Origin of the sequence: Myroides odoratimimus, from assembly GCF_001485415.1 — a bacterium.
Classification (GTDB): Bacteria; Bacteroidota; Bacteroidia; order Flavobacteriales; family Flavobacteriaceae; genus Flavobacterium; species Flavobacterium odoratimimum.
On record NZ_BCMQ01000009.1, the window covers coordinates 95,353 to 114,321 of the forward strand.

At 35.0% G+C, this 18,969-nt stretch carries 17 protein-coding genes and 1 tRNA gene; 8 read left to right on the forward strand and 10 right to left on the reverse strand.

Annotation, left to right across the window (positions count from 1 at the left end):
* Positions 1–20 precede the first annotated feature (20 nt).
* From MODO_RS10610 to MODO_RS10620, 3 genes are all read right to left on the reverse strand, one after another.
* Entirely contained in the window at positions 21–1,493 is a 1,473-nt protein-coding gene (locus MODO_RS10610; protein WP_006259919.1) for a hypothetical protein, read from the reverse strand.
* A gap of 142 nt (positions 1,494–1,635) precedes the next feature.
* Entirely contained in the window at positions 1,636–3,381 is a 1,746-nt protein-coding gene (locus tag MODO_RS10615) for a M56 family metallopeptidase (RefSeq protein WP_230486177.1), read from the reverse strand.
* A 163-nt stretch (positions 3,382–3,544) separates the two neighbouring features.
* Positions 3,545–3,907: a BlaI/MecI/CopY family transcriptional regulator gene (locus tag MODO_RS10620; RefSeq protein WP_006259921.1), complete on the reverse strand. Its 363-nt coding sequence runs from the start codon at positions 3,905–3,907 to the stop codon at positions 3,545–3,547.
* Positions 3,908–4,137: 230 nt separating this feature from the next.
* On the opposite strand from MODO_RS10620, the gene MODO_RS10625 reads away from it, so the two are divergent.
* Positions 4,138–4,773 carry an isochorismatase family protein gene (locus tag MODO_RS10625; RefSeq protein WP_006259922.1) on the forward strand — a complete coding sequence of 212 codons (636 nt, stop codon included), beginning with the start codon at positions 4,138–4,140 and terminating at the stop codon, positions 4,771–4,773.
* Positions 4,774–5,367: 594 nt separating this feature from the next.
* On the opposite strand, the gene MODO_RS10630 is transcribed toward MODO_RS10625, so the two are convergent.
* Positions 5,368–5,805, reverse strand: coding sequence for a thioredoxin family protein (locus tag MODO_RS10630; RefSeq protein ID WP_233446013.1), 438 nt, complete (start codon positions 5,803–5,805; stop codon positions 5,368–5,370).
* Between the two features lie 40 nt (positions 5,806–5,845).
* Positions 5,846–8,116, reverse strand: coding sequence for a TonB-dependent receptor (locus MODO_RS10635; protein ID WP_006259924.1), 2,271 nt, complete (start codon positions 8,114–8,116; stop codon positions 5,846–5,848).
* An 85-nt stretch (positions 8,117–8,201) separates the two neighbouring features.
* On the opposite strand from MODO_RS10635, the gene MODO_RS10640 reads away from it, so the two are divergent.
* Positions 8,202–8,858: a metal-dependent transcriptional regulator gene (locus MODO_RS10640; protein WP_006259925.1), complete on the forward strand. Its 657-nt coding sequence runs from the start codon at positions 8,202–8,204 to the stop codon at positions 8,856–8,858.
* Positions 8,859–8,898: 40 nt separating this feature from the next.
* On the opposite strand, the gene MODO_RS10645 is transcribed toward MODO_RS10640, so the two are convergent.
* Entirely contained in the window at positions 8,899–9,828 is a 930-nt protein-coding gene (locus tag MODO_RS10645; RefSeq protein ID WP_006259926.1) for a siderophore ABC transporter substrate-binding protein, read from the reverse strand.
* Positions 9,829–9,997: 169 nt separating this feature from the next.
* Here MODO_RS10645 and MODO_RS10650 point away from each other — a divergent pair, with 169 nt between their 5' ends.
* The 3 genes from MODO_RS10650 to aspS all read left to right on the forward strand — a co-directional run bounded on the left by MODO_RS10650 (position 9,998) and on the right by aspS (position 14,106).
* Complete coding sequence (locus MODO_RS10650; RefSeq protein ID WP_006259927.1) at positions 9,998–11,068, forward strand: NADH:flavin oxidoreductase/NADH oxidase; 1,071 nt, start codon at positions 9,998–10,000, stop codon at positions 11,066–11,068.
* A gap of 32 nt (positions 11,069–11,100) precedes the next feature.
* Positions 11,101–12,249: an MFS transporter gene (locus MODO_RS10655; RefSeq protein WP_006259928.1), complete on the forward strand. Its 1,149-nt coding sequence runs from the start codon at positions 11,101–11,103 to the stop codon at positions 12,247–12,249.
* A 99-nt stretch (positions 12,250–12,348) separates the two neighbouring features.
* Positions 12,349–14,106 (forward strand): aspartate--tRNA ligase, encoded by a 1,758-nt coding sequence (aspS, locus tag MODO_RS10660; RefSeq protein WP_006259929.1) that lies wholly within the window; start codon positions 12,349–12,351, stop codon positions 14,104–14,106.
* Positions 14,107–14,167: 61 nt separating this feature from the next.
* Here the strand turns inward: aspS and pth are convergent, their stop codons facing one another.
* The 3 genes from pth to MODO_RS10675 form a co-directional block, all read right to left on the reverse strand.
* On the reverse strand, positions 14,168–14,734 hold the full coding sequence (gene pth, locus MODO_RS10665; protein ID WP_006259930.1) for an aminoacyl-tRNA hydrolase: 567 nt from the start codon (positions 14,732–14,734) through the stop codon (positions 14,168–14,170).
* 129 nt (positions 14,735–14,863) lie between these two features.
* Positions 14,864–15,472, reverse strand: a complete 609-nt coding sequence (locus tag MODO_RS10670) for a 50S ribosomal protein L25/general stress protein Ctc (protein ID WP_006259931.1) — start codon at positions 15,470–15,472, stop codon at positions 14,864–14,866.
* Between the two features lie 28 nt (positions 15,473–15,500).
* Positions 15,501–16,442 (reverse strand): ribose-phosphate pyrophosphokinase, encoded by a 942-nt coding sequence (locus MODO_RS10675; RefSeq protein WP_006259932.1) that lies wholly within the window; start codon positions 16,440–16,442, stop codon positions 15,501–15,503.
* A gap of 158 nt (positions 16,443–16,600) precedes the next feature.
* Here MODO_RS10675 and MODO_RS10680 point away from each other — a divergent pair.
* Positions 16,601–16,680 (forward strand) — tRNA-Leu (locus tag MODO_RS10680).
* A 47-nt stretch (positions 16,681–16,727) separates the two neighbouring features.
* On the opposite strand, the gene MODO_RS10685 is transcribed toward MODO_RS10680, so the two are convergent.
* Complete coding sequence (locus MODO_RS10685) at positions 16,728–17,222, reverse strand: DinB family protein (protein ID WP_006259933.1); 495 nt, start codon at positions 17,220–17,222, stop codon at positions 16,728–16,730.
* Positions 17,223–17,437: 215 nt separating this feature from the next.
* Here MODO_RS10685 and MODO_RS10690 point away from each other — a divergent pair, with 215 nt between their 5' ends.
* Positions 17,438–18,310, forward strand: coding sequence for a cupin-like domain-containing protein (locus MODO_RS10690; RefSeq protein ID WP_006259934.1), 873 nt, complete (start codon positions 17,438–17,440; stop codon positions 18,308–18,310).
* A gap of 19 nt (positions 18,311–18,329) precedes the next feature.
* The gene (locus MODO_RS10695; protein WP_006259935.1) at positions 18,330–18,794 is read left to right on the forward strand and encodes a regulatory protein RecX; all 465 of its coding nucleotides are present in this window, start codon (positions 18,330–18,332) and stop codon (positions 18,792–18,794) included.
* Positions 18,795–18,969: the final 175 nt, after the last annotated feature.

The window sequence follows — 18,969 nt, forward strand, 5'->3', positions numbered from 1 at the left end:
TTATTCTTAATTTATAATAGCTAGTTACATTGAGTATCGTACTTATCTACTAATTGTTTTAATCCTTCTAGGCTAAACAAATCAATTCCTTCTAAATTAATTGATTCACATCCTAGATAAGCTTTAATAGCTGCTATAAGTTTATCTTGATCACTTCTAGTTGTCGCAAAACCATTCTTAACATCTTTTAATTTTATAGTATAAAACTTCTCTGTAGGGCTGTAGAATAATTCGAGTTTATTATTTCCATATATATGTTTAAAGAAAGTAGCCCCACTAGCTAATTTATTTAAAAATCCCATAGTCTTATTTGCAATGTCATAATTAAATCCTTCATAGCGCTCTACTTTACCATCTTTAGCTAAAGTAACTTCAAACTTAACATTATCACTAGCCTTATAACTAGTTGACTTAAACTTACCTTTTGCATTTTCAGCATAAACGAAAACTTTATTACCATAGCTTGAAATATCAGCTATATTACCAGATCCACCAAAAATATCATTCTCCAGCATATCAGTATTATCAAAAGCGATAGAAATCTCACCCTCTACTCTCTCACCTTTTCCATCGATTAAGAATCCTTTCTCTCTTCTAATATTTACATCATTTTCTTTAGCTATTCTCTTTTCTTCTGCTAACTTATCACTTAAAACTTTAATAGTTTCATCACTTACATTTTCAAAGTCAATACCATTAGCATACATAATAGCTAATAATTCTTGAGAAAAAGGTGTTTTTACACCATTATTAGACATCTGATATACTCTGAAACGTTGATTATCATAAGTAAATAACATATATGCAGGACTCTCAGCTCTATACAAATCCCCCATATTAATTTTTTCTTTAAAGCTTGACCAATATCCAATAGTTGTTTTTGTCTTTTTATTAAAGAATGCATAGATAGTCCCATTATCTTTGGTTGTCTTAAAAACCACATTCCCTATTTCCGTATTATCACTAAAAATCTTATTGTCAGCAGCTATTCTAATTTTCTTTTCTGCCATGATAGCAATCCCCTTATCAATAACAGCTTGTACTGAGTCATTAATCATATTAACTCTACTCATCACATCTTGTTTAGGTTCATCCATTAAAGCGTCTAAAACAGTATAGTCTATTCCTTTGTCATTAATCAACTTATATTGTCCTTTAGAAATTAATGCAAATAATACAGTCTCATTACCAAAAGCAAAAGATAAACTCTCAAAAGGTATATTATTACTCTTATTATTACGTAAGTCTGTCACATTCACTACATGAAATGAAGTAGCTACTCTAGTATTTACATTAATATCCTCCAACTTAAATACATTTTCTCCTTGAGGGTTCTTATATATATAGGTATTACTATCTACCTTCTCAATACTCGCTAAAGGATCAGTAGTTTTATCTACATAAACAACACTTTTCTTAATCACTAATTTCTGAGCAAAGGCTCCTGCCATTGTCGCAAGTGATAGACACATTACAAGTAAATTTCTTTTCATATTAAAATATTTTAATGCAAATATAATAAAGAAAAATAAGTTTAATTAACATAACATTAATACTATTTATATTAAAAAAATTAACCTCATCATATTGATGAGGTTAATTACTCGCTAACATAATCTTATATAAGAATCTCACTTAAGGTTTTACACGTATTAGGATAACACCTTCTCTTCCTTCTTCACCATATTTTTCGACTGCTGCATCACCTTTAAATACATCCATTGACACCATTTTATCTGTGCGTATATTTTTTAGATCTTCAGCAGACTTTTTCACACCATTAACATATACTAGTCCTTTATAGTCGCTATTCTGTACTTGAGTCATATCCTTGATGACTTTTTCTTTATATTTTTTAGTTAAGGCTTCTACTCTAGCTTCATTCGCACGATCCTCATCTGTCATTAATGTAAAGCCATACACAGAACCATTACCCGTATAGCCCAGTTCGTCAGCTGCAGCTGCTCTACTATAAACACGTATACCTTTAGTACCATACTTCTCTATTAATGCTTCTGCTTCATGTTTATTACTCTCATCATACAGCTTTCCGTTTACATAATACACAAACTCCCCTTTACTGCGCTTACCTGATTTAATGATAACTACATTCTTACCATCTATTACCGCGTCTTCAGACAACTTCTTTCTGCGTTCTTCCAAACGAAAATCTAGATCACCTTTTGCTGCTTCCCTTTCCTTTCTCTCTTCTAGCATTCTAGAGCGAGCAGCTTCCACTTTAGCTAGGCTTTCTTCTCGTGTTTTTAAAGCTACTTTTCGTGCTTCTTTTGCTTTAGCTAACTCTTCTTCTCGTACTTCTAAAACTACTTTTCGTGCTTTAGCTAACTCTTCTTTTCGTATTTCTTCCGCCTTAGCTAGAATTACTTTTCTCTCTTCTAGTATCACTTTGCTTACGCGCTCAGCCTCTTCTCTTATACGCTCACTTTCATCCACTAGTCTAGACGCTTCCTCTCCTATTCTTATAGCTTCTTCCGCTATTGCTGCCATATCATCATGACTAGGAGCCTTCTTTTTACCAGATTGATCTAGTTGATCCTCTTCTGCGTCAGTAGTCATACTTGTATACTCATCTAATAAAATGTCTTCTACATGATCTTCTTCAAAAGCTGGACTCTCTATATATTTTGCTTTTACCTCTATCTGAAAAAGGAAAAAGAACCCTGCTAATACAGGAGTGATTAATAATAATTTTAAACGTTTCATATTAGTTGATTTTGGGTTGTTAAGCATTAATATACGCTTCTTCAGATCTGAAGAGCCAAAAGTATTCACCACAGGTACACACGCTATCTTATTAGACTCGTATAGTACGAGAGCGCGTTGATACGTATAGCTATCCTCTCGTTTCGCAATCTCTTGATCTACGATATACTCCAGATTTAGGTTTACCTCTTTCTGTAGTAGTCGTATCATCGGATTAAACCAGAATGCGTGTTTTAACCCCTCTAAGAGGATAAGATCTAAACTGTGCTTCTGATGGACGTGTACTTCCTCATGGAGTAGTACTACCTCTAGCTGGCTCAGCTCTTCATAATCCTTTGGCAACACGATATAGTGTAGAAAAGAATAAGCATCACTACTCGATCTATCTACTCGTATATTCTGATGAATAGCTGTCTTAGGCATATTACTAATACGTCTAGTTAACTTAATCAGTTTATACCCAAACCACAAAAGACTCAACAGCGTGATCGTTAAATAAAGATAAGATGTGTATTGGTACACCTCATTCATCGTCCATAGACTCTTCTCTTGTACTAGCTCCACATCCTCCATTACATCCATAATCGGGAGGGACATTGGCGCTAAGTTTATCGTTTCTACCTTCGTATAAGTTAGCAAAGGCAATATTAAACTCAAAAAGATCCCGCTTATAAAGTACAATCGATTCGTCTTGACATAGGTCTCTTTCTGTAAAAACAGTTTATAGCATAAATACACTACCAGCAGTAGTCCATTTACCTTCAATATATATATAAGAATAGGTGTCATAATTCAGTTGATTGGTTGGTTGATAATCAAACTATTTTTTATTCTTTTCTATAATATCCATTAGCTCTTCTAGCTCTGTCTTAGATAATTTCTTATCCTTCACGAAGAAACTCACTAGATTACTAAACGAATTATCAAAGTACTTCTCCATAGTCTCTTCCATAAACATCTTTCGATAATCCTCTTTCTTTACCAGAGGATAATACTGATGTGACTTGCCATAAGCTTTATAAGACACTACCCCTTTTTCTTCTAATATACGAACTAGCGTAGAGAGTGTATTATAATGTGGCTTAGGCTCTGGCATGTGCTCTAGAATATCATTCACAAATCCCTTTTCTAACTTCCAAAGGATGCACATAATCTCTTCTTCTTTATTGGTCAATTTTTCCATAATCCTGATTTGATATACACAAACATATAACTATTTTATTAGTTATCAAACTAAATGTTTAGTTTTTAATTAAAATAATAAAGGTATATAAGCTAATCTGAATACCTAAACAGTCTTTATCCCTTATCAACAAAGCGATGCACTCAATCTCTTCTTAATTTAGATTAAGTGTACTTGACTAAGTATCAATGTATTTTTGATACAGAAAATTAATTAAAATATAAATTACCATGAACAAGTTAACACGTATCAACGCAGACGACGTAGCATTTTTATTAATCGATCACCAGAGTGGATTATTCCAAACGGTAAAAGATATCGAGGTAGCTACACTTAGAGAAAATGTAAAAGTATTAGCAGAAATCGCAGCTGTAGAGAGCATCCCAGTAATCACAACAGCATCTGAGCCAAAAGGACCTAATGGGCCACTAATGCCAGAGATTCACCAACTAGCTCCTCATGCACAATACATAGGGAGAAATGGAGAAGTAAACGCATGGGATACGAAGGAGTTTGCAGATGCAGTAAGAGCTACAGGAAAGAAAAAACTAGTGATCGCAGGAGTATTGACAAGTGTATGTGTAGCATTCCCAGCTATCTCAGCTGCTGCAGAAGGGTTTGAAGTATTCGCTGTTATTGATGCTTCTGGCGATATGAGTCCAATGTCTACACAAGTAACGATGAATAGACTGATGATGGCTGGAGTAATTCCTATCACAACTACTGCTGTACTAAGCGAAATCCTAAAAACATGGAGACATAAAGATGCGGCTGTATATGCTAAGGGAATGTCTTCTGTAATGCCTAACTACCAAGCATTAATAGAAAGCTATGTAAAAGCACAAGAAGTAGCTTTAGAAAAATAATAATAAACCGAGTTCTATATAAAGGAGTGATGCTTGTCACTCCTTTTTTTGTTTTCTAAAGCCCTTGTCGATATGATCAATGCCTTATCTACTCTATATTATATACACTAGTAAACTCCTACCTCATACAATATTCATTAATCTCAATAAAAAAACAACATTTCCAATCCTATTAAACCCTACAAAACGATCAAAAAATAGTCTTTTTTATGTTTTTAAATAGGGTGGTCGGCTTTTGGTCGGCTTGTGATGGGCATTTGGTCGGCTTAAAAACACCATAAATAAGCCGACCACTAGCCTAGCACATCGAAATCAAATCGAAATCAACTATACCATAATCGCTTTATGTAAGCAAGAAAGCAAAAAGAGAATTAGGAGTAATACCTATTATACAGTGTACAGCATATCTAACATTACTAAACAAAAAAAGGCCTTACACAGTGGTATACTGTGTAAGGCCTGCAACATAATTCTAACTAACTATGTATCTAATACAAATGTATACGCACAGATGTACTAGTACTGCAACTATTAAATCGCCAATACATATACGCTTAACGTTCTGTACTGCATCTAGTCTTATTATTCTAAATACTAAGAAGGTTTTATAGCATTCAGTAGTTTATACATATCATTAGATCGTACATACGCAAAATGTCTATACATGATCTCTAGTTTCTCATTGAGAAATATAACAGCTGGATAAGCATTAGACTGAGCTAATTCTTTTGCTAACTCGTGCTGCTTCGCATGGACACCAGTCTTTCTCAGCTCATAGCGCTTTCCTTTATACTCTATAGCTTCTTCTTGTTCTGCGTTAAAAGAGATGAAATAAAAGTCTTCATCTAACTTCTGCATCACTTTATCATTGTTCAACGTCTTCTTTTCCATCAGAGCACAATAGCTACACCAGTCTGTATGCATAAATACGACAACGGGTTTAGGGTCAGTAGCCATCACTTGCTCTAACTCCGAAAACATTATCTCTTTGGGTTGAGCATGGAGTGCTAACCCAAAGAAATAACTAAACATGAAAAAAAAATAAAATCTCGTCATTCTGCTTATGTGCTAACTAAAAAATGTTATATCTCACTCCTAAGAATCCTCTTATCCCTTGCAATGGAGTATAACTATAATCGTTTGGTTCGAAGATTACATCATTTCTACCTGGAGGTGGTACTACACCATTACCTGGCTCTCCGAATGGATCCCACCATCTAGAGATAGGATCTTCTTTTGGTAGCGTGTTGAATAAGTTCTTCACTCCGCCATATACTTCGAATCCGTTGTTAAACTTCTTAGTCACTTGGATATTCGCTAATACTGTCCATGGTGAGTACTCTGGTCGATAGTCATTCTCTACACGTGGCAATCTCATCGGTCCCTTCCAGTCTGATGTCAAATCTGCTGTAAATCCACTACCGAAGTTATAACTTGCGATAAAGTTACCTGACCATTTAGGAGAATGATAGATTTGCTCACGTACTCCATCTTCTTTTCTGAATACATCCATATAAGTAGCTCCTGCCATCAACTTCAGTGGGAAGTCAAATGTCACATCTACGTTAAGAGAGACCCCTTTAGAGATAGCATGCCCATCTAGGTTAGCATAGATAATCTTAGTCTGGTCTGTATCTGTATCTGCATCAATCTTATTCGTGAAATAAGTATAGAACCCGTTCAAATCGAAATTAAACACTCCGAAATTAGAAGGTACTTTCACTGTATAGTTGATATTAGCATTGTATGATTTCTCTGGGTCTAGTTTCTCAGCGAATACTACTTCTCTAGCTCCTGATAACGCTCTGTGATCTTCTGTGAAGACATTCACTACACGGAATCCTGTACCAAAACTCCCTCTTAAGGTATGGTGCGGATGAGGTGTGTACTTATATCCTACTCGTGGAGAGTGAATCCCTTTATGGGTCTTATCATAGTCAAAACGGTATCCTAATAATAATTTATTCTTTTTATTAAGCGTCCATTCATCTTGGATGAAGATACCTGGTATCGGAGTTTCTTCTGGTTGATTCTTTACTAATCCATTCTCATCATAGATACCCGTAGCACGAGTATTGTCATCATAATAAGTGTACTTAAATGACGAACCTAGTAAAAAACTGTGATTTCCTAAGGTCTTATCCCAATAAGCTTGAGCGAAAGCTACTTGTTGTTTCGCATCATAAGACTCTGGTCCATACATAGAGTTCTGCTTGTGATAGATATAAGAGAACTGTGTATAGATATTCTCTGTAGTCGGTAGCTGGTACATCCCTATCGCTTCAAAGCGGTTAGTGAAGATGCTCTCTGCATATACGTCTTCTCCTCCGCGGTGTTGTTTGCGCTTCCAATTAGTCTCTCCTCCCCATCTGTCTTCATATACATAGCGCAGTGCAAGACTAGCTACTTTATCATCCTTTCTCTTTAGAGATACTTTATTGAATAGAGATACTCTGTCTTGCTGAGTTACGTCTGTAAAACCATCCCCGTTTTTATCTTTTCGTTCTCCGAACTTAAAGTAGTTCCCTCCAAAAAGTCCTTTTACTTTATTCCCTAGTTTATAACTAGCTCCTAAATCTATATTGTTTTCTAACCAAGTCGTGCTAAAAGCATCTACGCTTAACTTCGCTGCGTGCTCTGGATCTTTAGTAATCACGTTGATAATACCACCCATCGCTTCTGTTCCGTATAGTGAAGAGGCTGGTCCCTTAACTACTTCTACTCTCTCGATCATATTCGTCGGGATACCGAATAGCCCGTATACAGTCGATAGAGAAGATACGATAGGCATACCATCGATCAGGATCATAGTATACGGCCCTTCCATACCATTGATATGGATGTCTCCTGTATTACATACATTACAGTTTAGCTGAGGTTGTACTCCGTTAATCATCTGTACAGCGTCAAATAAACTAGCAGTAGGATTCTTCTCAAAGAATGCTGGCGTATATATCTCTACAGGTACTACTGCTTCTGACTTTAGCACAGGCTTCAGTGTACCCGAGATAACGATCTCATCTAGATTAGCATCTTCTTTTAGGTCGAAAGATACTGTACTGGTCTGAGTTCCTTTTACAGTTACCTTTTTAGTCTGAGCTGCAAAACCTACGAAGTCTGCCTTCACAGTATAGGTTCCTTCTTTTACTGACTCGAAAGTAAAACCACCTTGCTCATCAGTGACTACTCCCTTATCTGTCCCTACTAAGGTAACTGTAGCATAAGAAAGCACAGTACCATTAGAAAGAACTTTTCCTTTGATATTTTGAGCATAGGAATTCAATGCAAAAAAGAGACAAAGAAAAATATTTATTGTTACAAGTTTAAAAATACTTTTACACATGGCTTTTAATTAAATTTAGGCAAAGCTAAAAATTAATTTGTAATTAAAAAAACACTAACTTTGTATTTAAACAAAAAAACAATCCATGCTTACCTATTCAGAAGAGAATTATTTAAAAACTATATTCCATTTATCACTAGGGCAAACTCAAGGAATTTCGACTAATGCTATTGCTGCAAAAATCGAAACTAAAGCCTCATCTGTGACAGATATGATAAAGAAGCTAAATGATAAGGAGCTGATTAAATATCAAAAGTATCAAGGAGTTACACTTACTCCTAAGGGAGTTATGGCTGCTAAGATGATCGTGAGAAAGCACAGACTATGGGAGGTATTCTTAGTGGATAAACTTGGATTTAATTGGGATGAAGTTCACGATGTCGCAGAAGAACTAGAACATATAAAGTCAGAAAAGTTAATTAATAAACTAGATGCATTTCTAGGATTCCCAACAGAAGATCCTCATGGAGACCCTATTCCTAATGAAAAAGGAGAAATAAAACAGATAGATAAGAAGTTATTATCTGAAGTAGAGGCTAATAAAGAAGTGGTATGTGTAGGGGTGAAAGATTCTTCTACAGAGTTCTTACAATACTTGGATAAACAGAAAATATCGTTAGGATCAAAACTAGAGATATTAGATATAGAGCCTTTTGATCAGTCTTATACTATCAAAGTTGATAATCACACCATCACAATCACAAAAAAAATAGCAAGTAATCTGTTCGTTAAAAAACAATAGACATAAAAAAAGCTTCTCTTTCGAGAAGCTTTTTACTTTATTATTTGTACGCTTTCATTACTTCATCTAACATAATGTTTAGAGAGATATACCCTCCTCCTGCTAGATACCATGCATTTGGATCTAGATAAACAATCTTGCCATTCTTATACGCATTAGTCTTTTGGATCAATGGGTTCTCTACTTCTTTCTTATCCGCATTTACATTTTCCATTACAGCACCTCTATCGATGATAAAGATAATATCAGGGTTGTGCTCTAGTACGAACTCACTAGATACTACATTACCGTGATCGCTTCCCCCCATTAGACCAGCAGCTGCAGACTTCACTCCTAGATCATTAAAGATATATCCATAGCGAGAGTCCTCTCCGAAGGCACTATAACTCTTATTGTTATACAGGATTAATAACGCTTTAGCATCGCTCTTATTAATCACTTCTTTCATCTCAGCTACTTTTGTATCAATATTTTCGATCAATTTATCTGCCTTATCTTCTACTTGAAAAACAGAACCAATTGTTTTAAGATTGTCTTTTGTACTTGCTAAATAATTACTTCCTGAGATACCTAAAGAGATTGTAGGTGCTATTTTAGCGAACTCTGGGTAATCTTTATCAAACCAGTTACTCATAATGATCAGGTCTGGATCTACAGAACTTACTAACTCATAGTTAGGCTGCATAAAAGATCCTACGTTCACAATACTCTCATCATCTGCATATTTAGAAAGGAAGTTAGGACTGTATACCTTAGCCATTCCCTTAAATGGAATACCTAACTCTGCCATATTCTCCATCGCTCCCACGTCGAACACAACTACATTCTCTAGTTTTTTATTAAAACTAACTGATCTACCCATGTTCTCTATCGTAATCGTCTCTTCAGAAGAAGCTTTAGTGTTTTCTTTCTTACAACCTACAAAAAGCAAGGCTGCTAGTACTGTGCTAGTAATAACCTTAGAAGTCATTCTCATTATATCTTTATTTAAATTAATTATAAATAACAAATATAGGGTTACTTGAGAAGAACTCCTCAAATTATTGTAACTTTTATTGCTGAAAATATCTTTTAGGACAAAAGACCTTCTATTCTATTTTGGATTTAATAATTTTGCACCACCAAACAACACACAAATTATGAAAACTCTATTTTCTCCTTTAAAACTAAGGGACAACACTTTACACAACAAAATCATTGTTTCACCTATGTGTCAGTATTCTGCAAAAGATGGTTTTGCGAGTGATTGGCACCTTGTACACTATGGTCAATTTGCGATAGGAAAAGCTGCTGCCATTGTACAAGAAGCGACTGCTGTGACTCCTGAAGGTAGAATAACCTATGCTGATTTAGGAATATGGTCTGATGAACATATAGTGAAACTAAAGCAGATAACGGAGTTTATAAAAAGTCAAGCTACTGTACCTGGTATACAGTTAGCCCATGCAGGAAGAAAGGCAAGCTGTGACAAGCCTTGGATAAATAGAGCACAGATAGCTCCCAATAATGAGAACGGGTGGCAAACTATAGCTCCATCAGCTATTGCCTTCAACGAAGCAGAAAACCTTCCGATAGCAATGGATACTGCAGAGATAAAGAGAATAATAGATGCTTTTAGACAAGGGGCTGAACGCGCTGTAAAAGCAGGCTATGAAATCATAGAGCTACACGGTGCTCATGGTTACTTACTACATCAGTTCTTATCTCCCTTAACCAATCTGCGTACAGATGAGTATGGAGGAACTTTTGAGAATAGAATCAGATTAGTCTTAGAAGTCATAGAGGCTGTTAAATCTGTCTTGACTACACAAAGTCTGTGGTTAAGAATATCAGCCACTGACTGGGCTGATGGAGGTTGGACTCTAGAAGAAAGTATAGAACTCGCTAAAATAGTATATGATAAAGGGGTAGAACTTATAGATGTGAGTACAGGAGGGCTAGTAAGACATCAACAAATAAAAGTTGAGGTTAATTATCAGGTTCCTTTTGCTGAAGCTATAAAACAACAGTCCAATATATTAGTAGGAACAGTAGGTCTAATCAAAACAGGACAACAGGCAGAAGATATCCTGAAGGCCAATCAAGCTGACTGTATCTTACTCGGTAGAGAATTTCTAAGAGATCCTCACTTCGTCATGAGAGCGGCTAATGAACTAGGTGTAAGTCTAGCATGGGCAAATCAATACGAAAGAGGAAAAGAAACATTATAATAGTACATAAAATCAAACTCAGTAAAACAACAATGAACAAAAGTTTAATAGCATTAGCTGTAGGTGGGCTAGCCATCGGAATGACAGAATTCTCAATGATGGGACTACTACCTGACATCGCTAAAGACTTACAAATAAGCATACCTAAAGCGGGTAACTTCATCTCTACTTATGCATTAGGGGTAGTAGTAGGGGCTCCATTATTGGTCATGTCTTCTAATAAATATGCTCCTCATAAAGTATTGATAGCATTAATGGTGATGTTCTCATTCTTTCACTTACTATTCGTATTGTCTCCAAGTTATACAACATTAATTATTTCTCGTTTTATGTCAGGACTTCCTCATGGAGCATTCTTTGGGGTAGGGTCTGTGGTAGCAACACGATTAGCTCAAAAAGGAAAAGAGGCTCAAGCAGTAGCCATCATGTTCGCAGGGCTTACTACCGCTAATCTAGTAGGAGTGCCATTGAGTACCTACATCGGACAAGAGTATTCATGGAGAACAGCCTATATGTTAATCGCTTCTTTAGGAATCGTATCTGCTATCACTATCGCATTTTGGATACCTAAGTTAGAAGCAGACAAAGAGACAAATCTAAAGAAACAAACCGCTTTCTTTAAAACACCTATTGCATGGGTATTGGTAGCCTTAATCTCTATAGGTACAGGAGGACTATTTGCTTGGATCAGTTATATCGCACCGATGATGACTAATATCGCTTTAATATCAGAAGCAAAAATACCTTTAGTCATGACCCTAGTAGGGTTAGGTATGTTCTTAGGAAACTTCGTAGGAGGAAAATTAGCCGATACCTTCCCGCCTGCTAAAGCCGTTATTTTCTCTTTCTGTGCAATGGCAACTTGTTTAATTATTGTATATTACACAGTACATATTCAATGGATGGCTTATGCGATGTCTCTTATCACTGGATTAGTTGCTTTCACAATCGGTTCTCCTTTACAGATGTTATTAATCAACAATGCGAAAGGTTCTGAAATGTTAGCTGCTTCAGCTGGACAAGCATCCTTCAATATTGGTAATGCATTAGGAGCCTCATTAGGAGGACTACCTATCACCATGGGGTTAGGATACAACTCTCCTGAATGGGTAGGGGCAGGATTAGCACTATGTGGGGCGATATTGGCTTATGTATTTATCAAAATAAAAAAAGGGAAATAGCTTAAAAATAGATATTTATAAAATCTAAGACATATTGTTTTGGCTTTTATTCTATCATTCATAATAAGTTTATAAATTTGTAGGAAATAATTTTTAGCAATGTACAGAACGCATAATTGCGGAGCCTTAAGAGCTTCGGATATAAATACAGAAGTTACCCTATCAGGATGGGTAAGCAAGCATCGCGATAAAGGTTTTATGATTTGGGTTGATTTACGTGACCGTTACGGGATTACACAATTAATCTTTGATGCAGAGAGAACTGATAAAGCAGTATTCGAAGCAGCTAAAAACCTAGGACGAGAGTTTGTAATTCAAGTAAAAGGACAAGTAATCGAACGCGCTTCTAAAAACCCAAATATCCTTACTGGAGATATTGAGATTTTAGTAGATACGCTAACAGTATTAAACGAATCTGCTGTTCCTCCATTTACTATCGAAGATGATACTGATGGTGGAGAAGATATCCGTATGAAATACCGTTACTTAGATATCCGTAGAAATCCAGTGAAGAACAATTTATTGTTTAGACACAAGGTAGCTCAAGAGGTAAGAAATTATCTTTCTGCTCAAGATTTCTGTGAGGTAGAAACTCCTTACTTAATTAGCTCTACTCCTGAAGGAGCACGTGACTTCGTAGTGCCTTCTCGTATGAATGCTGGAGAATTCTACGCTTTACCACAATCACCACAAACATTCAAACAGCTGTTAATGGTAGGTGGTATGGATAGATACTTCCAAATAGTAAAGTGTTTCCGTGACGAGGATTTACGTGCTGATAGACAGCCTGAGTTTACTCAGATAGACTGTGAAATGGCATTCGTAAACCAAGAAGATGTTATGGATACATTCGAAGGAATGACTAGACATTTATTAAAATCAGTTCATGGAATTGAAGTTGATAAGTTCCCTCGTATGACTTTCGAAGAAGCAATGCGCAAATATGGTAATGACAAACCAGATATCCGTTTTGGGATGGAGTTCGGTGAGTTAAATGCTGTAGCTCAACATAAAGAATTCGGTGTATTTAATAGTGCAGAGTTAGTAGTAGGTATCGCTGTACCTGGTGCTGCTTCATACACTCGTAAAGAGATAGATGCTCTTATTGATTGGGTAAAACGCCCACAAGTAGGTGCTTCTGGTATGGTGTACTGTAAATGTGAAGCTGATGGATCATATAAATCTTCTGTAGATAAATTCTATGATCAAGAAGATCTTAAGCAATGGGCTGAGGTGACAGGTGCTAAAGCTGGTGACTTAATCTTAGTACTTTCAGGTCCTGCGAATAAAACAAGAGCTCAATTAAGTGCTCTACGTATGGAATTAGGTAATCGTATGGGATTAAGAAAGTCTGATGAGTTCGCACCATTATGGGTTATCGACTTCCCTCTATTCGAATATGATGAAGAAGCTGGACGTTACTTCGCTATGCACCACCCATTTACTTCACCTAAAGTAGAAGATATTCCATTATTAGATACTGACCCAGGTAAAGTACGTGCTAATGCTTATGATATGGTATTAAACGGTAACGAAATCGGAGGAGGTTCTATTCGTATTCACGATAAGGCTACTCAAGAGTTAATGTTTAAACACCTTGGATTTAGCAAAGAAGAAGCTGAAAAACAATTTGGTTTCTTAATGAATGCATTCCAATATGGAGCACCACCTCATGGAGGTTTAGCTTTTGGTTTAGATAGATTAGTAGCTATCTTAGGGGGTCAAGAGACGATTAGAGACTTCATCGCATTCCCTAAAAACAACTCTGGTAGAGATGTAATGATTGACGCTCCGTCAACTATCACTCCAGAACAATTAGAAGAATTACATATCAACGTGGTAAAACCACAGGTATAATGATAAAAAAAGGAGTTACTCAATGAGTAACTCCTTTTTTACTTTATAAGCTCTACTTAATCTACTTTCCGTTATAAGTATTCATAGCATTATTCAATCCTCCCAAAGCAAACTCTTGTACGGCTTTAGAAGCCATTTTAAGACGCTCTGGCAACTGTTCTTTCTCTTTCTCATCCCATACCCCTAAAACATAATCAACTTGCTGTCCTTTCTTAAATTCATCGCTGATACCAAATCTAAAACGAGGATATGCAGCAGAGTTTAAAGTACCTTGAATACTTTTTAATCCATTGTGTCCGCCATCAGATCCTTTTGGTTTGATTCTTATTGTTCCAAAAGCAAGATTTAAATCATCTGTAATCACTAAAATATTCTCTACTGGTATCTTTTCTTTCTCCATCCAATACTGAACTGCCTTACCACTTAAATTCATATATGTATTAGGCTTTAATAATAAAAGTGTTCTTCCTTTTATCTTTACTTCAGCTAAGCTTCCTAATTTCACAGTTTGCCAATCACCTCCAAGCTCATTAGCTATTTCGTCTACAACTTTAAAACCGATATTATGACGTGTGTTGATATACTCAGCACCAATATTCCCAAGTCCTATAATTAAAAATTTCTTCATCCTTCTATTAATGACATAATTAATTGCGTTACAAAAGTACATTAAAGCAAAGAAGTAACCTTATTTTAAGGCACAAAAAAAGCACCTGTGTAAACACAGGTGCTTCTAATAAATATCTTCTCAAAAGAATTATTTTTTCTTTGGAGTAGCTTTTGCTGCTTTTGCTGCTTCTTGAGCTGCTTTCATAGCTGCACGAGAAATTCTTACTTGACAGATTACAGTGTTATCAGTGTGTAACAATTTGTAATTGTTAACAGGTACATCAGTAACATATAATTTGTTCCCCATTTCTAAGTTAGAAATGTTTACTTCTACGAAGTCAGGTAAGTTAGCTGGTAAAGCCTTAACTTTTAATTTACGTAAGTTTAGGTTTAATACCCCTCCAGCCATTACTCCTTTAGAGTTTCCAGTGATTTTAACTGGTACGTCTAATGTAATTTCTTTATCGTCATGTAATTGATAGAAATCGATGTGTAAGATTTTATCGCTTACTGGGTGGAATTGGATATCTTGTAAGATAGCGTTGAATTTTTTTCCACCTTCCAACTCAATTACCACTGTGTGTACGTTTGGAGTGTAAACTAAATTTTTGAATGCTTTTTCTTCAGCAGAAAAATGCACAGCTGCTTCAGTTCCTCCGTATAACACGCAAGGTACCATTCCAGCATTACGTAAGGCTTTAGTTGATACTTTACCTACGCTTTCTCTTTCAGATCCTTTAATCGTAATTGATTTCATTTAAATATATTTAAAAAATTAATAAATTCTAAACTACAAAAGTCTTACTAATAGACTCGTTAGCATGTACATTGTGCATTACTTCTGCAAATAATGGAGCACAACTTAATACTCTTATTTTATCACAAGGCTTCTTCAGTGGAATTGAATCTGTAACGATTAATTCTTGAATAGCTGATTGTTCTATTTTCTCATAAGCACTTCCTGATAAAATAGCATGTGTGCATATAGCTCTAACACTTAATGCTCCACGCTCCATCATCATATCAGCTGCTTTAGCTAAAGTACCTCCTGTATCAATCATATCGTCAACTAAGATTACGTTACGTCCTGTAACATCTCCTATTAACTCCATTTTATCTATAACATTAGCTTGCTTACGTTGTTTATAACAAATTACTACATCTGATTCTAAGAACTTAGAATAAGCATATGCTCTCTTAGATCCTCCCATATCAGGAGACGCAATTGTTAAATTATCAAGTTTCAAACTTTTTACATACGGTAAAAAGATTGTAGATGCATATAAATGATCCACTGGTTTTTCAAAGAATCCTTGGATTTGATCAGCATGTAAATCCATTGTCATGATACGTGTTGCCCCTGCTGATTCAAGCAATTTAGCAACTAATTTCGCTCCAATCGGAACCCTTGGTTTGTCCTTTCTATCCTGTCTAGCCCATCCAAAATAAGGAATTACAGCTGTAATATGTCTTGCTGATGCACGTTTAGCAGCATCACACATTAGTAACAATTCCATCAGGTTATCTGATGACGGGAATGTAGAACATACTAAGAAAACTCTTCGTCCTCTAATTGATTCTTCAAAAGAAGGTTGAAACTCCCCATCACTGTAATGTGATAGAGTTACTTTTCCTAATTCTACTCCGTATGCTTTTGCAATTTTCTCAGCAAGCTCAACGCTCTGAGCACATGCAAAAATCTTAGCGTCTGGTTCGAAATATGACATTATATAATTAGTTGTTATGTTGCGAGTTAGAGCTTAACTGTTTTTATTAAGCGGTGCAAATTTATAAAATATAAATTGAGAAAACGATTTTTTTTATATTTTTTCTTTGTACCTAATTTTTTTTATCTACATTTGCACTCACAAACAATAAGTCATCAGCCCGGATGGCGGAATTGGTAGACGCGCACGACTCAAACTCGTGTTCTTCGGAGTGTGGGTTCGATTCCCACTCCGGGCACAAAAAAAGCCTAACTCATTGAGTTAGGCTTTTTTAATTTATATAATTTATTTAACATCATCAGCTGAAGGTCCATACATTCCTGGAATAGCTACATCTAATAAACGCAAATAAACTGATAATTGTCCTCTATGGTGATAAATATGGTTATTTACAATAAATCGATTAGCTCCAACCTTTGGCATAGCAACGATTATATGATCTCCTGACTTTAACTTCCATTCAGACATCCACTTTTCCTCATCAAACATATTTAAAGCTGATATAACAGCCTTTTCATACTTGTCTAAAAGAACCAACAACTCTTCTGTAGTTTGTGCTTCTAAAGGCTTGTAATCTATTTGAAAATCCAAACTATCCTTTGTTAGGATATTCTCAGTCCAAATTGTTAATTCTACAATATGCTTTGCCAAATCACCTAAGTTCATAGACTTTTCATGAGGCTTCCAGCCCCATTTATCATTAGGTACACAAGCTACTATCTTCTTTGTACTATTTAACTCATGTCCTAACTCTAACAAATAACTCTTAGTTATACTCATAATTTTTATTTTAAATATACGACTATTACAAATAGATTTTACTGTACCAACTGTTAAATATGCAATCACTTACTATTAGTCGATAATAAATCAATTTGCTATCTCGAAGCTTATTTTACAAGCTACTAGCATTAAAAACCAATAATGATTTATTAAATTTGAGGTTACATAAATTTAATATGATAGTACTTAAAGAAAGACTAATGTAAAATAGCATGAAAAAATTACAACTTCAAGAAATAGAAAGGGTAAAATCTATCTCTGAAAAAGATTTTATTGAAAAATATTTTAAAAAACAGATTCCTGTTGTAATAGAAAACTTAACTGAAGATTGGCCTGCTTACAAAAAATGGCGTTTAAACTATATAAAGGAAATAGCAGGTGAAAAATTAGTACCACTTTATGATGATAGACCTGTTTCTCATAAAGATGGTTTTAATGAAGCACATGCAACAATGAAGATGGCTGATTATATAGATTTACTTAACAAAGAACCAACAAACTACAGAATCTTTCTTTATAATATAATGAAAGAAGTTCCTAGTCTTAAGAGTGATTTCAAATGGCCAAAACTAGGACTCCGTCTAGTAAAACAACTTCCAATGTTATTTTTTGGAGGAACAAATTCAAAAGTCTTCATGCATTTTGATATTGATTATTCTAATATATTACATTTCAATTTTAATGGAGAAAAGCAATGTATGCTATTTTCACCAGACCAAACAAAATATATGTATAAAATACCGCATGCATTAATATCCAGAGAAGACATTGATTTTGACAATCCTGATTTTGATAAATGGCCTGCTTTAAAATATGCAAAAGGATATATCTGTAATCTAAAACATGGAGAAATGCTTTATATGCCTGAAGGTTATTGGCACTATATGAAATACCTTACGCCAAGTATATCTATGAGTCTAAGAGCATTCCCTTCTAAATATAGTAACCTTGGAAAAGCAATCTATAATATTACTGTAATGAGATATTTTGATAACTTCATGAGAAGATTAAAAGGACAGGATTGGATTGATTATAAAAATAAAAAAGCTATAATCAATACTCATAAAAGCCTAGGAATAAAGTAAATTGAAAAAGAACAAAAATATGTCCTTAACACTAGAACAAGCAAAAAGTAAATTAGAACATTTTTGTGCTTATCAAGACAGATGTCATACTGAAGTTATATCCAAATTATACAATTTAAAAGTTTCCTCTGATCTACACGATGAAATACTAGTTTATTTAATTAACAATAAATTTCTAAACGAAGAACGCTTTGCTCGTAGTTTTGCAAGAGGTAAACATAGAATCAGTGGATGGGGAAAAAATAGAATACTTGGAGAACTTAAAATCAGAAAAATATCAGCTAACCTAATAAAAATAGCACTAACTGAAATAGATGATAATATGTACTTCGAAACCCTAAATAAACTAGCTGAACAACGTTGGCAATCATTAACAGATCAAGACATAAATAAAAAAACACAAAAACTAATTGGGTTCCTACATAGAAAAGGATATGAAATGGAATACATACTCGATAAAGTAAATGATCTTCAAAAAGAATAAAAGCCTATTAGGGCTCTTTTTTATAGTCTTAGAACAAGTTTTAAAAGTTGTTATAAACAACGATACTTTTTCCAGTAAAACGTTTATAAGTACAAAATACACCTACCTATATAAACAAAAAAATCCCCAACCTCATACGAGATTGGGGATTCTATAAAGAAAGGCGGCGACATAC

What these genes read in the sequence shown, in the direction of transcription:
- MODO_RS10610 (WP_006259919.1), bottom strand. Translation starts at nt 1,493, where the DNA reads ATGAAAAGAAATTTACTTGTAATGTGTCTATCACTTGCGACAATGGCA.
- MODO_RS10620 (WP_006259921.1), bottom strand. Translation starts at nt 3,907, where the DNA reads ATGGAAAAATTGACCAATAAAGAAGAAGAGATTATGTGCATCCTTTGG.
- MODO_RS10625 (WP_006259922.1), top strand. Translation starts at nt 4,138, where the DNA reads ATGAACAAGTTAACACGTATCAACGCAGACGACGTAGCATTTTTATTA.
- MODO_RS10630 (WP_233446013.1), bottom strand. Translation starts at nt 5,805, where the DNA reads ATGTTTAGTTATTTCTTTGGGTTAGCACTCCATGCTCAACCCAAAGAG.
- MODO_RS10635 (WP_006259924.1), bottom strand. Translation starts at nt 8,116, where the DNA reads ATGTGTAAAAGTATTTTTAAACTTGTAACAATAAATATTTTTCTTTGT.
- MODO_RS10640 (WP_006259925.1), top strand. Translation starts at nt 8,202, where the DNA reads ATGCTTACCTATTCAGAAGAGAATTATTTAAAAACTATATTCCATTTA.
- MODO_RS10645 (WP_006259926.1), bottom strand. Translation starts at nt 9,828, where the DNA reads ATGACTTCTAAGGTTATTACTAGCACAGTACTAGCAGCCTTGCTTTTT.
- MODO_RS10650 (WP_006259927.1), top strand. Translation starts at nt 9,998, where the DNA reads ATGAAAACTCTATTTTCTCCTTTAAAACTAAGGGACAACACTTTACAC.
- MODO_RS10655 (WP_006259928.1), top strand. Translation starts at nt 11,101, where the DNA reads ATGAACAAAAGTTTAATAGCATTAGCTGTAGGTGGGCTAGCCATCGGA.
- aspS (WP_006259929.1), top strand. Translation starts at nt 12,349, where the DNA reads ATGTACAGAACGCATAATTGCGGAGCCTTAAGAGCTTCGGATATAAAT.
- pth (WP_006259930.1), bottom strand. Translation starts at nt 14,734, where the DNA reads ATGAAGAAATTTTTAATTATAGGACTTGGGAATATTGGTGCTGAGTAT.
- MODO_RS10670 (WP_006259931.1), bottom strand. Translation starts at nt 15,472, where the DNA reads ATGAAATCAATTACGATTAAAGGATCTGAAAGAGAAAGCGTAGGTAAA.
- MODO_RS10675 (WP_006259932.1), bottom strand. Translation starts at nt 16,442, where the DNA reads ATGTCATATTTCGAACCAGACGCTAAGATTTTTGCATGTGCTCAGAGC.
- MODO_RS10685 (WP_006259933.1), bottom strand. Translation starts at nt 17,222, where the DNA reads ATGAGTATAACTAAGAGTTATTTGTTAGAGTTAGGACATGAGTTAAAT.
- MODO_RS10690 (WP_006259934.1), top strand. Translation starts at nt 17,438, where the DNA reads ATGAAAAAATTACAACTTCAAGAAATAGAAAGGGTAAAATCTATCTCT.
- MODO_RS10695 (WP_006259935.1), top strand. Translation starts at nt 18,330, where the DNA reads ATGTCCTTAACACTAGAACAAGCAAAAAGTAAATTAGAACATTTTTGT.